Annotated in this window: 9 protein-coding genes; 3 read left to right on the plus strand and 6 right to left on the minus strand. The window is 60.5% G+C overall.

Annotated elements, in window-relative coordinates:
• Positions 1-339: 339 nt before the first annotated feature.
• Both N5D20_RS04640 and N5D20_RS04645 read right to left on the minus strand, forming a co-directional pair.
• Entirely contained in the window at positions 340-954 is a 615-nt protein-coding gene (locus N5D20_RS04640; protein WP_197578886.1) for a hypothetical protein, read from the minus strand.
• A 493-nt stretch (positions 955-1447) separates the two neighbouring features.
• On the minus strand, positions 1448-3496 hold the full coding sequence (locus N5D20_RS04645; RefSeq protein ID WP_197578885.1) for a TonB-dependent receptor: 2049 nt from the start codon (positions 3494-3496) through the stop codon (positions 1448-1450).
• A gap of 140 nt (positions 3497-3636) precedes the next feature.
• Between N5D20_RS04645 and N5D20_RS04650 the strand changes: the two genes are divergently transcribed.
• The 3 genes from N5D20_RS04650 to N5D20_RS04660 are packed head-to-tail and all read left to right on the plus strand — an operon-like array spanning position 3637 to position 7072.
• Positions 3637-4359 (plus strand): ABC transporter ATP-binding protein, encoded by a 723-nt coding sequence (locus N5D20_RS04650; RefSeq protein WP_197578909.1) that lies wholly within the window; start codon positions 3637-3639, stop codon positions 4357-4359.
• On the plus strand, positions 4356-5795 hold the full coding sequence (locus N5D20_RS04655; RefSeq protein WP_197578884.1) for a DUF3526 domain-containing protein: 1440 nt from the start codon (positions 4356-4358) through the stop codon (positions 5793-5795). Before N5D20_RS04650 ends, N5D20_RS04655 begins: the two co-directional genes overlap by 4 nt.
• Positions 5792-7072 (plus strand): DUF3526 domain-containing protein, encoded by a 1281-nt coding sequence (locus tag N5D20_RS04660; RefSeq protein WP_197578883.1) that lies wholly within the window; start codon positions 5792-5794, stop codon positions 7070-7072. The genes N5D20_RS04655 and N5D20_RS04660 overlap by 4 nt, the downstream gene beginning before the upstream one ends.
• 1351 nt (positions 7073-8423) lie before the next feature.
• Here the strand turns inward: N5D20_RS04660 and N5D20_RS04665 are convergent.
• The 4 genes from N5D20_RS04665 to N5D20_RS04680 form a co-directional block, all read right to left on the minus strand.
• The gene (locus tag N5D20_RS04665) at positions 8424-13073 is read right to left on the minus strand and encodes an RHS repeat-associated core domain-containing protein (protein WP_197578882.1); all 4650 of its coding nucleotides are present in this window, start codon (positions 13071-13073) and stop codon (positions 8424-8426) included.
• A gap of 1375 nt (positions 13074-14448) precedes the next feature.
• Positions 14449-14688 carry a hypothetical protein gene (locus N5D20_RS04670; protein ID WP_197578881.1) on the minus strand — a complete coding sequence of 80 codons (240 nt, stop codon included), beginning with the start codon at positions 14686-14688 and terminating at the stop codon, positions 14449-14451.
• A gap of 38 nt (positions 14689-14726) precedes the next feature.
• Positions 14727-14960 carry a hypothetical protein gene (locus N5D20_RS04675; protein WP_197578880.1) on the minus strand — a complete coding sequence of 78 codons (234 nt, stop codon included), beginning with the start codon at positions 14958-14960 and terminating at the stop codon, positions 14727-14729.
• An 845-nt stretch (positions 14961-15805) separates the two neighbouring features.
• Positions 15806-16708 (minus strand): LysR family transcriptional regulator, encoded by a 903-nt coding sequence (locus N5D20_RS04680; RefSeq protein WP_181358667.1) that lies wholly within the window; start codon positions 16706-16708, stop codon positions 15806-15808.
• Positions 16709-16847: the final 139 nt, after the last annotated feature.

Below are 16847 nucleotides of genomic sequence, written 5' to 3' on the forward strand. Positions count from 1 at the left end.
CTGTCCTTCCAGGCAGATATTTACGTTGCGCGAACCGTTACGAATGAGCTAGCCGCAGGGGGAGCGCTGCGAGGGCTAGGTGTAAGCATCCCGCGGCCGACAACTTGCCCCAAAAGTTGACCCCATGGCTCTGAGCCCTCGTCGACAGCAGGTCGCGACCGCAGGCTAACCGAGCACTCGCGACTGGCGTGAGGACTTCCGCGCGGGTCGAAGGCTCTCGCCCGCTAATCCAGATGAATTTTCCTTATCCACGACTGTCCTTGAGCCTACTATGGTCCCGCAGAAATGAGAGATATGGGGAGGGCCGATTCTTGCGCTTTCCGGATTGACGCCAACGACCTAGATCTCCCCTAGATCCTTGAGCACGGCCTGCCCCTTCTGCAGAAACCCAGCCAGCAGCCGGCCACCCGCCACCTTTCGGCCCATTTGCTCATTGAGGTGACTCGCCTGTAGGCGCGCATGGGCCAGAAGATCCGTTTGGGCCATGCTAGGCGCCACGGCGTGGAGCGGTTCGCCTGGCGACGCCAGCTGGCCCCCGATCGGCTGAACGACGCAAGGGCGCCGACTGTCACTCTTGGCATATGCCGTGGCCATCATCCGCTCGTGCTTCGGCGACCAGCCACCAAGGACCAACTCGGTCCCGAGTTGCTCGATCGGCAATCCTGCCTCGGCTACCGCCTTCTCGTAGTTCGGCAACAGCTGATCCACAACCAACCCCAGCTCGGCAGATAACTGTTCCATTGTGAAATCTACGCGGAAGGTGGCCTGCAGCGCCAGCTCATAAATGCGAAGGAAGAACTGCGTAGAACCTCGCGTAGCAAACACCAGGTTGTGCTGAGGGATCAGCAGCAATTTTGCGTCTGCGGAATGTGCCCCTGTGAGAGCATCCTCTGCCAAGGTATCCACTGCAACGACAAGGTGGTCACGAGTGAGCAGAACGTTGAGGATGCTCATAGCGGGCTCGTCTAAACGTTAGCAGACTATCGCCTTCCCCTCCTGTCCAGACTGCCATGACCTCCGAGATCACAGAAATCCTTGATCGCCTCCATGCTTGTGAGGCCGCACTTGAGATGCACCGCGGCTACCTCAAAGCAATGGAGTATGGGTTGCGGGTTTCGTTTCTAACCCACCAAGACCCAGAAACTCTGCTCGACACGTGGACCAGGCTGCTCCCCTCGATCGCTCACAGCCACAAGACAGACAGCGACCAGCCATTTGCGGCCGCATTCCAGCAATCTCTGACAGTTCTCACTGAGCAAATCGGCGCAGCGCGCAATAGACCTTAAGCAGCTAAGTCTGCTCTCGGTCAAAGGCAGACATCCGTCCTACCCTTGATCAATATCTCTAGCCGCCCGAGGTTCGGTCCAGGCCAGGAGGAGAAGTAGTACCTTCCCAGAGGCATCCAAAATTGGTACCGCCCATATGCACAGCTGCGCCTCATCGCCATTCACAGCTTCATGTTCAGCCCAATGTACAGCTGCCGGCCGGCCGAGGGAGAAAACATTGGTTGCACCTGGCTCTGGAAGAAGCTGTCGTACCACACGTAGGCGTACTCCCGCCCGGTCGCGTTCTTCACCTGCAGATCCACGCTCCAGGTGGGGTCGATCTGGTAACTGGCGCTGAGGTCCAGCACGGCGAAACTGCCGTGCTTGCCAGCCACATTGCGCTCTTCCAGGTAGTAGTCACCCTGCGCGCGGCCCTGCAGGCCGAACTTCAGCTCGTCGGTCGCACGGAAGTCAACTCCCACGTTGCTGATGTAACGCGGCACAGCGGCCACTTCATTGCCTTCCAGCGATTCCACGGCTAGCCGTCCGTCGCGTTCGATCTTGGCCTCTTGGTAAGCGTACGATGCCCACACGGTCCAGCGTTCATCTAGTTGCGCGGTAATCTGCGCATCCACGCCACGACGGCGGGTCTTGCCCAGCTGCACAGTGGTGCCGGTGGCAGGCATGTTGGAGATTTCGTTTTCCGCATCCTGCTGCCAGACCGCCAGGCGTGCCTGCGTACCCTGGAACGGGCTGAACTTCAAGCCCAGCTCCATGCCCGTGTTGGTGGAAGGACTCATCGCCGTCTGGCCCGGGGTCAGGTAGGCCGGTGCCGTGCCGCCGGTCAGCACCTGCGCGGTGCGCCCCCAGTTGGCGTAGACATTGGCACTGGGGGTGAGCGCATAGACCACACTTAGTTTGGGCTGGTTGATGTTGCCGTAGCGCTGCAGCTTGCCGGTCGTGTCATCCACCAGGCGTGTGTTGCCGCTGTAGCGGTCAACGCGGTAGGCCGGAACGATCTTCAGCGCCTCGACGGGCTGGTAGATGGCCTGCACGTAGGCACCCCAGTTGTCGAAGTTGTGGCGCTCATCATTCTGGATGCGCGCCGGGGTGGCCCAGAAATCTGTCGGCTCGGCATAGCTGAAGCGCATGCGCTGGTAACGATTGTCCTGCTGCTCGTAATTGAACCCGCCTTCCAGGGTCAGCGCGCTGCTGGCATTCCAGGTGAGGGTGTTGAGCATGCCGAACTGGCTTTCGTCCCACATACGGCGCTGGCGAGGCGCATTGCCGGTGGGTAGGTCGCTGAAGGTGACCCGGCGGTCATCTTCGTAGTTGTTGTAGTAGAGCTTGCTGGCCAGATACAGATTGTCGGCCAGCTTCAGATCGACATGGGCCGCAACCTGGCGCATGTCGCGGTCGTCGCCATCATTGCGATTGCGCAGGTCCGAGCCGCGGCGGTGGCTGCGCAGTTCCTCTGCGGTCATGAAACCGGGCTCTTCGGGTTCGTTGTGATAGGCGCGCGCGGTCAGGCCCACGCGCAGCCCCTCTTCTTCCAGGTTGCCGTAGAACCACTTGCCACCGACGCTGTATTTCTTCGATGTGTCGTTATCGCGGTAGCCATCGGAGTCCTGGTAGCCCACGAAGTAGTTCTGGGCGAATCCATTGCCTTCGCGGCCCACCGCCAACTGGGCGCTGCGTGTGTTGTAGCTGCCGTAGCCCAGCCGCGCATCGGTGTAGTTGCCGCCCTGGCGGGTGCCGAAGTTCACGTTGCCGCCAATGTTGTGCAGGCCGTAGCGCGGGTCATTGGTGCCACGCACCACCTCGATGTAACTGATTTCCAGCGGGAACAGCATGTCGATGAAGCGCTGGTTGCCACTGTTGACGTTGCTGGGCACGCCGTCGATCAAGGTCTTGATGGCGTTCAGATAGCCCTCGCCGTTGAAGGCACGGAAGCTGACCTTGCCGGATTCGGCGCCCTGCCGGGTTTCGGTGAGCTGGATGCCGGGCATCTGGCCCAGCAGTTCCCAGCTCTGCGACACGTTCTTGTCTTCAATCTGGTCAGCACCCAGCACGTCGACCGAGGTCAGCACCTGATGTGCGGTGAGCTGGCCCTCCGAATGCTCATGCACATCGACTTTGCCCAGTGTGAGGGTGGAGTCGGCCGATTGGGCATGGGCCTGCATGGACAGGCAGGCGGCCGCAATGGCGACCACCAAAGTGTGGGTTTTCATGAGCATCTGAGGGAGACGGGGAAACGAAGGCCGCCCACTGGCTGACGGCAACAATAGGTAATGATATAACATTGGATCTACTGGCCGCCGACCTTGCCGCTCCCGGCCGCCACGGCCACGCCTCTTTTGGATCCATTGCCTTGAAAACGCCCGCCCCCGTTGTCGACATCCAGGACCTTCGGGTCGCCTATGCAGGCAGAGCTGTCCTGTCCGATCTCTCGCTGCGGGTTTCCGCCGGAACCATCTACGCGCTGCTCGGCGGCAATGGTGCGGGCAAGTCCACTACCCTTTCGGTGTTGCTGGGCTTCCTGAAGCCGGCCTCTGGCCATGTGAAGGTGGCCGGCTTTGTGCCCTGGGAAGCGCCTGCCAAGGCACGCAGCCAGTTGGCCTATCTGCCCGAGAACGTGGCCCTGTATGAACACCTCAGCGCGGTCGAGAACGCCGACTATCTTCTGTCCTTGAGTGGAAGCGCCCCTGATCGGAAGGCGATCACCGATGCGCTGCGCGCGGTGGGCCTGCAGGAAGCAGCGTGGCATCAGCGATTGGGAGGCTTTTCCAAGGGCATGCGGCAGAAGGTGGCCATCGCCATCGCGCTGGCCCGCCGCGTTCCATTGCTTCTGCTGGATGAACCCACGTCCGGCCTGGACCCGGGCGCGAGCGCCGACTTCCACCAACTCCTTGAGTCGGTGCGCGCGCAGGGTACCTCGGTGCTGATGGTGACCCACGATCTGATGGGGGCCATTGAAGTGGCCGATCGCATCGGCGTGCTGGAACGGGGGCGCATCAGCTATGAGGCCGAACGCAACGATCTTGATCTGGCCTCGCTGCATGCGCATTTCGCCGGCCGGGCGAACGTTGCATGAGTGCCTGGCGAGCGGTGATGCGCAATGAACTGCGCGGCATGCTGCGTGATCGCACGGCGCTGTCGGGCATCGTCCTGCTTACGTTGTTGGCGTTGGCTGCCACGCTGGTGTCGTGGAACCACATGCAATCGGCAGCCGACTACCGGGCCCGGCAGCAGGCCGCTGCACAGCAGGCCTTCGATGCGCAGCCGGACCGTCATCCACATCGCGTGGTGCACTACGGACACTTTGTCTATCGGCTGCCCTCCGCATTGGCTGCCTTCGATCCCGGCGTGGATCCGTTCACCGGCAGCAGCATGTTCCTGGAAGGGCACCGGCAGAACAGCGCCAACTTCGGCGACGTGATGCAGAGCTCCATCCTGACCCGCTTCGGGCAGCTGACGCCGGCTTTCGTGCTGCAGGTCCTTGCGCCGCTGGTGCTGATCTTCCTGGGGCATGGCGTGCTTGCGCAGGAACGCGAACGGGGAACGCTGCGGCAGTTGATGCTGCAGGGCGCGCCAGCACGGTCGATCATCCTCGGCAAGCTGGCCGCGCTGTGGGTGATGGCGGCGGTGTTCATGCTGCCTGCCTGCACAGGCTTGCTGTTGCTAACCGTTTCGGCCCATAGCTCGCTGGGTGTTTCGCTGTTCTTGATGGCGGCCTATGCGCTTTACCTGGGGGCCTGGTGCATGCTGATCGTGGCCGGCTCGGCCGTGCTGGTGCGCCGGCGCGATGCGTTGCTGGCCCTCGTCGCAGTGTGGGCCGTATCGACGCTGCTGGTGCCCCGCCTGGCCCCGGACCTGGCCCATGCCACTTACCCGCTGCCGGATCGGCTGCAGACCGAAGTTTCGATCGGCCGCGACGCCCGTGCGCTGGGTGACAGCCACGATCCGCAGGACCCCTACTTCGCCACGTTCCGCCAGCAGGTGCTGGACAAGTATGGCGTGACGCGCATCGAAGACCTGCCGGTGAACTACAAGGGGTTGCTGGCGGTGGAAGGCGAGCGCATGACCTCCTCACTGTTCAACGCCTACGCCGCCTGCAGTGCCCAGGCACAGCAGCAGCAGAACCGCCTGGTGGGCCGCTTCGCCCTGCTCAGCCCGTCCATCGTGCTGTCACAGCTTTCGATGGCAGCCGCACAGACCGATCTGGCTGCGCATCTCCAGTTCGTTTCGCAGGCGGAGGCCTACCGGTACCAGATGGTGCAGAACCTGAATCAGTTGCAGGCCGATGCGGTGAGCTACGCCGACGATACTGCCAAAGATGCGGGCGCCGACAGCCGCAAGCGGGTTGATCGCAGTCACTGGCATGACATTCCCCGGTTTACGTTCCAGCCGCAGCCTACGGGCGCGATCGTGGCGGCCATGCAGTCCGGACTGCTGGCACTGCTGGGATGGTTCGGCGTGGGCGTGCCGCTGCTGTGTGTGGGTGCGCGACGCATGGGGGCTGCACGATGAAGGTCTGGCGCTATGAGTGGGCGCTGCTGCTTCGCTCGAAGATTGCCTTGGCCGGGCTTGCCCTGTTGGTGGCGCTGACAGCGGCCAGTCTTTTCTCGGGCATCGAGCGGATCGACAGCCAACGGCGGGCGATCGCACAGATTCCGCAGTTGCAGAGCGAGGATCTGGCAGCGGTCATCAAAGCAAATACCGCTGCCGGCGACGCCGGACAGGCGGCCTACTATACGTTCCACCCCACCTGGAATCCGCCGTCCGCGCTCGCCTTTGCTGCGGTAGGCATGCGCGATGTCGCGCCCTTCATGCTTCGGGTACGAGCCTTGGGCCTTGAAGCGCAGATCCACGATGGCGATGTCTTCAATCCGGAACTGGCATTGGCGGGTCGCTTCGACTTCGCGTTCTTGCTCACGTTCCTGGCGCCGCTGTTTGTCATCGTGCTGTTCCACGACATCCGTTCTGCAGAGACCCAGTCGGGCCGGGAAAAGCTGCTTGCCAGCCTGCCGGACGAGCTGAAGTGGATCTACCTGCGCCGCGCCCTGGTCAGGCTGGTTGCGCTGGATCTTTGCCTCGCCCTGCCCTTTGCCATTGCGGCCATCCAGCAGGGGGTGCCGGCCGCGCAGGTCGCCGGGGTGCTGGGGTTGATGCTGGCCTATCTGTTGTTCTGGGCTTGCGTGGCTGTGTTGATCGCTTGGCGCGGCTGGCCGTCGGGCACCAACGCGGCGGCACTTGCCACGGTCTGGGCCGTTGTCGCGCTGATTCTGCCCGCTGTGTCCAATGTATTGATTGAACGGGCCATCCCCGTAGGACAGGGTGCCGAGATTGCTCGGGCGCAGCGCGAAGCGGTGAACCACGCATGGGATATTCCCCGCGAGCAGACCATGCAGCAGTTCTATGCGAAGTACCCGCAGTGGAGCCATTCGGCCCCGCTCGGCACAACCTTCCATTACAAGTGGTACCTGGCCTTCCACCAGAACGGCGACGACGCCGTGCAGCCGCTGGCGAAGGCGTACCGTGAAGGCATCGAGCGCCGTTCGTCGGCCGCCTCGGCGCTGGGCTGGGTGCTGCCGCCGGTAGGTGTGCAGGCCGCCTTGACCCGCATGGCCGGTACTGACATGCAGGCGCACCTGGCCTATCAGGATCGCATTCGGACTTACCACGCCGCCCTGCGTCAGTTCTATTACGGGTACCTGTTCGAGGATCGTCGTTTTGGTGGGGAGGACTACGGCCTCGCGCCCGCCTACATGGCCGTGCCTGCGGAAGCGAGCGCTGACCATGATTGATTTGGCCGGTACGAATGGGTGGGTAGAGATCTGTCTACTGGATGCCCGCTGCTTTGCTTGCATGTACATTCCTGGGCCAGCCACAGCTCACTGCTTCATCCGTACGAGTCTTAGGGATCGGATTAACTCCGCGGCCTTGGTCATGGGGAGGCAGCTCATTATCGCCCTAGCCCGCTCGCTACCTACCCGCAGGTATTACGCCCGCACTGCGCGGGAATGCCCTCTCGTGGCCCGCGCAGGCCAGTGGCTATAGATGCAACACCCACCTTCGTCGCTGGCGATGTCCACTATCGTCCTGAACTCGAACTCAAGTTCGCGCTCTCCCACAAGCATCAGGTGGACGCATTGATTGATGCCAACTCCCGAGCGCGCTTTTATCCAGGCCTGGGAGCAACATCCAGCAGCCTGGAGACAGCCGCGATGATCGAAGCCTTCGCCGATCAGTACCTCGCTGTCGCGGCTCACCAGGATTCGGAGGTGGCCGCCGCGGGGATTCGGGCTCGAGTTGCTACTAAAGAGCGGCGTGCACCGCGAATCGCTGCTTGGCTGCAACAGAGGCTTGACTGAGCGCCTTTGAGCACCGCCAAAAGGGCGGGAACCGCACAATGCGATGCATTGTGCGGCCCCTGTACCTACCATACTTCCGATGGGCCACGGCCCCGAGGTACGACGATCAAGTCCCCCTCGCCAGCAAAGCGTTGATCCCTAGGGAATTTGTCGGGCCTGTTACACCCATTCAAACCGGGATCTTCGGACCAGCACCTCCACCTGGTCGGCCATCCGGCCAGCAGCTTCCTTGCTCGGGCGACATACTCAGGTCGATAGGGCTGCATGCCCCAGAGCATCTGCCGTCGGAAACGCTGGACCGACAAGCATCGCCGGACGCTGAACTCTATTGGGATGCGTCATTGGCGGCTTGCGTCTTGCGATGATGGACTCGCTCTCGAGATCATGATCGCAATGGCCACCAAGAGGCCTGCAAGCCATGTACCAATGACCATTGCGGCAATGAAGTCCATGAAAACCACATCCAGCAATCCAATCTCCTCAATCGTCCTAAGTGTGCGATCCAGTCCCCTGGTGATGAATAAATTGGCAATGGTTAGCGAAAGCGTGGATACGACCTGAACCAGGAGTACCGAGCCAACGAATACCCAAGCTGGATGCCATGCCCGTGCAAGCCGTATCAATAGTAGAACTAGCAGAAAGAGCCCAATGAAGAAGCTAATCGCATAGGGGATCCTCATAGCTTCAAGCTTGACAATTGCCCGGAACACTCTTTGGCTTGGAGGCAGCAGCCAAAGCGCGAGAGATAGCCCACAGACAGCCAGCGCGCAGATTACGCTTACGGTTACTTTCCCTGTGCGGGGCATTGCTGTGCACCCTCAGCCTGGCTGCGGAGCAGTCCTGGAAAATTCGTCATGGTCACACCGCAATAGCCTGACAGGACCGTGGAAACCGAGCGAGCACAGGTGAACCCACGTCGATCACCGTAATTCTCCGCGTTGATCTTGAATCTGTTCTCCTGATCAACGGTAGTGTCCAGCCGAGTCACCTCGACTTGGCTCCCTTGACCACTGTGATACTTGATGTACTCGCTAAGAACTGCCCCGTCCTCTGCACCTTCAAAGATTCCTCCGCCTCCCCGCATCCCCGTGCTCTCTCTATAGCTTCCCGCCGGGTCATACAAGAATGGCACCTGGCCTGGTGAGTCGATGAATAGAGCCGAGTGGGTCGCTACTCGAACTCCCGCGATCCTGTCGTATGTCGTGATCACGTACGTGGCCAGACCCAAGGGGTCAGACTTCAATAGTGGTGAATTCAACGCGTATGCGTAAAGACTGATGTCGCCGGCCAGTCCAATCGGATCGCCCTGGATGTAGCGACCAATCGAGGCGTCATAATCACGGTGAAGATTGTAGTTCAGCCCACTGGCCACATCGAGCCGCTGCCCTGGGAACCGCATATCCAGAACGAAACGAGACGTGTCCAGATCCGGGTCCTCGTTCGGCGCACTGTTTCCAAACGCTTCGCTGGCGATGTCCCACGTCCAGACGGCGACATCTCGAACCGGATCAATGACGGCGCGTGGTGTGCCCAGGTGGTCCGGCTGGACATAGTGCAGACGGTTCACCGCTGCAGGTGGCCCAGCCACCAAACCCACAGGCAGATCGTCCAGCCATACAGCTTGCTGGAGCGCCAGACCGCTTGCGTCATAGTCACCCAGCCACCGACCTGACTCGTCGTAGACAGTCAGAGTGTCCGACGAGCCCAGGTGACGACGAACTCGTTCGCCCCGGCCGTTGTAGGCGTAATTCATTACCGGAACTCCCGCCTGCGTTACCTGTGTCAGGCGGCCATTGGATCCATGAACGAATACCTTGGTTGCGCCATCGATTGACGTGGTGTTGCCGGTAGCGTCGTAGCCGCGAGCGATACCGTCAACCACGGCAAGCCGATGATCCTGCCCCGAGTACTGATATGTGTGAATGCCGCCGTTATTTGCGAACTGGGTCCGATTTCCCGTCTTGTCATAGTCGTAGGTCTCCAGGGCCACATCGGAGGGACCATCGCGGAACTTCGTCAGTCGATTCAACGGATCGTAATCAAATTTGACGCGCGCTTGTTGCGCGAACGCGGCGTCATGAATCGCGGAGACCTGCATCAGTGCATTCCGGGCGAATCCAAGGTTCAGGCCGCCAGCTGCGGTATCTCGCAACGAGCGGACTTCATAGTTCAGATCGTGGGTTCGTTCGAGCACGCGGCCGTTGCCATACGTCCAGCCCATGGCCGGCCCAAAGGGGTTGTAGCCCGCCACCGTCAATAGCAGTTCGCGTGTTCTACCTGGGCGCGTCACGCCGATGCTTGCAATGCGTCCACGGGCGTCGCGGACGTAGTCGGCGACGGTGCCATCCGGATAGGTCTGGGCCACCAGTCGCCCGGCAACGTCGTAATCGTACTTGACCACGAGCGTCACCCCGTTTGTGATCTGCACCTTGCGTACCAGTTGCCCGAAGCGGCTATAGCAATAAGCTGTCCCGCCACTGCCATCAACCATAGTGGCCCGATGCCCCTGGCTGAAACGCTCTCCGAACGGACACTGCGTCGGGGGAGTGTCGTAGGTATAGGCCTCATTGAGGCTGCTGTCGGGGTAGGCCGTGGTGATCAGGCGATTCAGCGCATCGTAGCTGTGAGTGCGGATTACGCCTCTCGCATCGGTCTCAGTTCGGACGTTGCCTGCCCCGTCGTAGGTGTAGGCGGTACCCCCCGTGTCAGGACTGATGAGCTGGATCCGGTCGCCGAATCCGTTGTACACGTAGTGCGTGCTCAGACCGTTCGGGTCTGAAATTTGGGTGATCCGATCCTGTGCGTTGTACGCATAATTTATCTCTGCAGCCAGGCCGCCAGCGTCCTGAATGCTTCGACTGAGGCGGTTGAGAGCGTCATGTGCGTGGATGGTCCGTCGACCCATCGCATCCGTTGTTTGATAGGGATTGCCGTTGGAATCATAGATGAATCCGGTCGCGTTCAGAGATCCGTCTTTCAGGGTCTCGAGCTGGCTAAGTACGTTGAACTCGCGTGTCAGCGTCCGCTTGAGTTCGCCCCCTACTGTTCTCGTATCCTCCTGCTTGCGATTGCCGGCCAGGTCAAGTGTGTAGCGAACTGTGTTGCCAGCCTCATCGATGACCTCGGTCAGGCGATGGGCTGCATCATAGACGTAGCGGATATACGCGCCGCCGGGGAGCGTGACCTTCTTGACGAGGCCGCTGGGCTCGTACTCGATCCGGGTGATTCGATCATCTGTCTCGACGGCATCATCGGCGCCGCGCACTTTGGTCGTGATCAGCCAGCCACGCGCGTTGTACTCGTAGTCGGTGACCACGCCATTTGCATCCACCAATGAAAGCGGGCGCCCTTGCGGGTCGTAACCCAGAATCTCTGTAATTTTGCCAAGGGCGTCGATGGTCTTGTGCAGGTCGCCCTTACGATACGTGCACAATTGCGGCGTAGCCGCACACGATGGATCGTCGCTGCTGTAGTACTGGAACGTGGTGATGTCGTTGACGTCAGTGCGTGGTCCGTTGAACGACTTGAGCAAGCCCGGAACCGGGCAGGTGCTGTTGGCGGCGGTGACGTCAGCGGCCTCGCAGTAGACGTACGTTGTGGTTCGGACCTCACCGGTAGCAGTATCGCGTACCGCCACGCTGATCGGCTGCAGCCTATCGTTGCGAGCAATACGGGTTTCCTGACCCTCGATAGTCGAGCGCATCACCCGATTGCTGGTGACATCGGTGGTTGTCGTGCTAGTGCGCTGCTCTGGTTGACCTACCGCTTCAGTAGTCGTCACTGTACGAGCAGGTGTGCCGGCGACCGGGTCATTGGCCTCGACATAGGTGTACTCTGTTTTGGTGCCTGCGCGATTGATGACACTGGCCGGGCGGCCTCGGAAGTCATTGGCCTCGGCATGGTAGGTGCCGTTTGCAGTACCCAGTTCATCCGCGACCACTGTCAGTCGTCGCGGCAGCGCACCAACATCGTCGGTCAGCGCGTAGGTTGTCGTCTGTCCGATGGAATCGGTGACCACGGTGCCGCCCTCTGCGCGGTACGTCAGAGTGATGCCGTCGGCACCTCCAGCATGCTGGCTAGAGGTCACTCGACCCTTGGCGTCATAGGTGAATGTGCTGTAGCGCTGATTGTCCTCACGAGTAACCCCAGTGAGCAGGCGCGGGAATCGGCTGTCCTCATAGTGGTATTGGCGCCTACCGCCGTCAGCGAACGTTGCCGTCTCAACCTGTTGACCCGCTGAGTAGGCATAGCTGACCAGGGTGATGCCATCTGCCGTTACCCCACTAATCACAGCGTCTGCGGCCGGGCTGGCGTAAACAAACCGGATTGATCGGCCTGTGGTGTGAGTTACAGCGTCTAGCCGTCCCGTCGCGGTGTAGCTGTACGCCAGACCAGTACCGTCTTCGCTGCGCTGCTCAACCAACTGGCCCTGGCTATCAAAGATCAGCACGTCACTGCCGCGGTACAACCACCACTGGTCGCCCACGGCGACAATGCGATCTCCGCTGTTGTCGGCGGCCAAGTAGGCATTGCCTACCTGCGTGTAGCGCACCTGATAGCCGCCGCCTCCGCTCAGGTTCATGGTGTCACCCAACACGACCAGACGCCGGTCGAGCGAGTGGCTCCACCCGGGGCCAAACCCACCGGCTTTGGTTGTCACACCAGAGTGATACGTACGGGTCAGCCTAACCCACCCCAGATCAACATCGGTCTGGTGCTCAACCTTGGCGCCCGTCTTCACGTTGCAGGGGTTTCCTTGTTCCGCGCGCCCAACAGCATCGGCCCCACACTCCTGAATCTTGCCGGGGCTGATGCTGGCTGTGATCCAGCTAGCGCAAGCCTGGCGCGCGTTGTCCCATTGCATGAACATGTTCGGGCATTGCTGGTGCCGTGAGCGCATCGCTCCTAGCTCGATCACCTGCGGTTCACAGGGAGAATGTTGCGTGTTCAAGCCATCCGAGTACTCCACCGAATATCGTCGTTGCTCGATCGTGCCCTCGTGCAAAGGCTGTTCGGTGTACCAATCGCCTACGAACGTGACTTTGGCGTTGCTCGTACACTCGGCGTAATCTTGGTTGTAGCGGGCTTGAATGGCCGCCACCAATTCGGCTTCGGCGGCAAACGGACCTGCACCGTTAAGCCCACCCGCGTTGTACTTCCAATCGGGGTCCAACGAGGGCTTCAAGCCCATCCAATACACGATCGACAACTTGCCATCGGAACCGACTTGCGGCTCCTTGATGGTGTCGATGTAGGGATACGGGTTGGGGATCGGATAGCCTGGTGGAAATGGGCTGGGCAGGCCTTGAATGGCCGCTGCGGCCTCTTCCTGCGTCCTATACGTTCCCTGTTGCGGCCCCTCCATGGAGCTAACCGTCCACACGATTCCGCTTTCCTGGGCACCTGCCTGCGCACTGACAAGCAGCAGACTCAAGCACAGTGCTCTGCATAGGTGGCCTGAAGCTTGCTCAGTGCTGATAGCAACATCAAGGCTGTGTCGTTGACACCTGGGCGAATCTCCGGTGAGACATGGAGAGACGCCACTTTGAGTGGAAGCGAAGCGCGGTTTCACAATGCGACTCCATTCGGCTGACGTGGTGATATGTAGGGCGGATCCATGGGAAGCCACTTCCAATCGGCAGATGCCCCCTTGCAGTGTCAAAGACCGCAAGAGACAACGCCAAATTACTCACAATCGATTGCCGCGAAGAACGAGCGCTACGAGCACAGCGGATGGCGGACACTCTGGAACTACAGCCCATCCATTACAAACTGGGCAACACTTGTGCAAGAAAAGCAACAAGGATGTACCGATGAGAACAGGTCGCAGCTACTACTCTTTCAAGGAGCGCACCTGGAAAATTCGAAATAGTTCAGTAGCCAGTACTAAGTGTCTCGACACTCGGTGTTGGGTCCAGGACTGAGATGGTTGCTCAGCGGATATCCCGCTATGCCACCCCACTTCAAAGCCGGAGTAGAGATAAGCTCACCGACCCAGAACTGCAGCGGCAGACCACATTCCCCTTGCCATGATCGCTTGTCCAACGGGCTGATGTCTTGTAGGAATAGTCCGTACTGTCGAGTGAGGGCTTTCCTACCCTCCCGGCCGGCATCCCTAGTCCAAAACGGCAGAAGCTGCCGGAAGCATAGTTGCGGCCAATTCATGAGTATCGCCCCCCCCCTCGCCCTACCTCTTGTGCCAGCGCTGGCTCCATCCCAGCCGCCTTAGGCTTACGATGCCCCTGCAGATCAACTTGGCGACGCCTGCGTCGGGCTCGATTGCAGTTCGCTCTTGGCCGCCGTTCAGCGGGACGCCACAGCCGCCGGCAATTGGGGCGCTGTGATCGGCACCGGTACGCGCTTGACTGACCGAAAGAGCTGAAACCAGGCACTCGACCGGCGACAGATGAGGCAATGCGGGTCAGCCAGTCATCGGACAGCAGGCACATGCCCTCTGCCTCAATACCCTTCACTTCTGCTTTGCCGCGGTTGATCGGCATGGTGTAGACATAGTCATTGGTGGCGACACCTCGGCTGTTGCGGTGCCCGACACCCTGGCCGTTGCCGTTGCTGTCGGTGCGGGAGAACTGCGCGTCGCACACTCACTGATACTCGGCTCGGTCGACCTTACCATCGCCGTTTTCGTCGTAGAGCTCGAGGAAACCCGCGGAGGTGTGGCCGGCCGGCACCCCCAGGCGGCGGCGCCGCTGGTTGTCGAAGCGCTGGACGACGGCGGCGGTCTTCGCCTCGCGCTGCGGTGCAGCCGTGGCTTCCGTGCCCTTGCTGGCCAGTGCCTTCTACCCGCCCTGTCAGGCCTTCTCGCCCGCAGCATCGAACTCGGCTCGCGAAACCTGGCCGTACCTGTCGCTATCCAGCGCCGCAAAACGCGCCCTGGTCTGCTCGACCTGGACGGCACGCTCGCGCTCGATCTCGGCGACCAACCGATGGCCGCCCACCAGCGGGGACGGGCCCGACGCGTTCTGTGCGGAGGCAGCAGAAGAAAGCAGCAGCGTGGCAACGCACGCACTGGCAAGCACGGTGGTTTTCATGTTGACCTCGAAGGGAGTGTTTCAGCGAACTCAGGGATTCAGCACGCGCAACGAAAGCGTGACGCTGTTGCTGTGGCCACCGGGGCACCTGCCGGCGCGGGCGTGCGGTAGCGGGTCAGCGCAATCCAGGTGCCGGCGGCGGAATGCGGGACGCGCACGTGCCCAGCAGCATCGCCTTTCAGGTTTGCAACCTGCCGCGTGCGATCCGAGCTCCACACCGCCTCGGTGATCTCCACGGCCTGATGGGGCAGTGGCTTGCCGTTGTACTGCACGATGAGATCGAATGTCTCACTACGTACAGGTCATTGGAATGGGTGACCGGCACCAGCTCCACACCCTAGTTGCGAGGGGCAAGTGCGGCGTGGTCCGGATTGCCTACGGTGACGTAGCCGACGGCCTGTGTGAACGACTGGGAGTCGGGAATGATCCTGAATGATCCTGACGCCGGCGGGAATCTTCACTGCGGGCTCGCGCGAACTCTCGCGCTTGCCGTTCTGCTCCCATGTGCAGAACGGCGCGCCCAGGCGTGGACCGGTGCTGATGGGGCAAGTGAAGGTGCCCTCCTGGTCGGTGAGCGGGGCACTTAGAAGCCCGCCGGGATTGACTAACATAAGCGGTCTTTGCCTCGTTCTCGTCCTGCGGTACACAGGGAGGTGCTATCGACAGCGTCGCTCCGGATCCATCCCGAGAAATCTACTGGGTGAGCTGAACTAGAAAAAGGTTTTGAAGTCCTCAGATAGCTTGCGCCCAAGTCTCGCTCCGCTCGTTGCGCCCGCCAACTGTCAAGCGTGGCGCAGATTGCGCTTTCCCGCTTGAACCCAATCATTCCAACTTGGTACTTCCGCGCCAGAAGAGCACCTGCTGCCCGGCCAACAGGGCAACGCTTTGATGGATGGATCGGGCGTCCTTCAGGACGCCCGCCCACCTATCGCCTAAACAAATATCTAGCAGGAGGAGGAAGACTCAACATCACCGCGACACGTTAGCATTGCGGTTATTGTCCTTGAACTCCTGTCGCTTCCCTGGACATGAAGATCCAGATCCCCCAGTGGAGTGCACTGATAGTCGAGGCGGGAGGGCGTCGGGCAAATGTTATCCAATCATCAGGAGTGGTGCTTTAATGTTCGCCCAGATTGAGCTCCGCCCAACCATTGGCATGGAATGCTGCGAGGAACGCTGAGGGGTCATCTGTGCGCCAGGCTGCCGCAATGTGGAGTTCTGGAACTGGATCAGCAACTTCCAGAAAAACCAGTCCTTCGACCGGCAGATTGGTCCGTCGACTAGGTATGAAGAGCACTCCCAGACCCGCACGAGCCAAACCGAGGCAAGTTTGGTTCTCCGCACACTCCCTTAACCGTGGTCTGAAACCAGCATCTTCGCAGGCCTTGATTACTTCATCATGCACTGTCGGGTTGTCGCGCTTTGCTGGAATGATGAAGCAATCCGCTGCGAACGCAGACAACGGCACCGCACCATTTCGTTCCACTGCAGTCGCATGTGGATGGTCGTCAGGTACGGCCAAACGCATACGCTCGTGGTAGATGGGTTGAACAGTCAGCGTTGGATTGCTGGCTGGCATTAAGAGAAAGCCAAGATCAATCTCAGTCGAAAGCAGTGACTCCACTTGCGCGTCGCTCGTCAGCTCGCGCACCTCCAGCTGGACATCAGGGTGGATCTGCTTGAAGCGTCGAAGAAACGCAGGTGTCACGGTCTGCATCGCCATCGAAGTCGAACCGACTGTGAAGCGGCCGCTACGCTCGGCTACGGCATGTCGCACGGCCCTCTGAACCGACTCGATGTGTGCCATCAGTGGTTGAGCTTCCTTTAGAAGAAGTACGCCGCCTGGTGTCAAAGCGACTCGTCGCGTCGTCCGATCAAGCAGCTTGATGCCAACGGAGTGCTCGAGCTGAGCAATCACACGCGTCACAACCGATTGCGACACATTCAGGCGCTCAGCAGCACGACTAAAGCTAAGCGTGTCCGCCACGTGAAGAAAGAAGCGCAACGCCTTGATATCCACAAATCGGTGTCCTGTAAGGCCGCATTGACATGCTACCACGGACTACTCATCCTGAAATGACAACGGGACTATTGCTTTAATGGCATTAATTAAATTCCAAATTCGCAATGGACTCGCCTTTCTTGTGGTGTACATTTGA

The organism is Stenotrophomonas sp. GD03877 (assembly GCF_029840555.1).
GTDB lineage: Bacteria > Pseudomonadota > Gammaproteobacteria > Xanthomonadales > Xanthomonadaceae > Stenotrophomonas > Stenotrophomonas geniculata.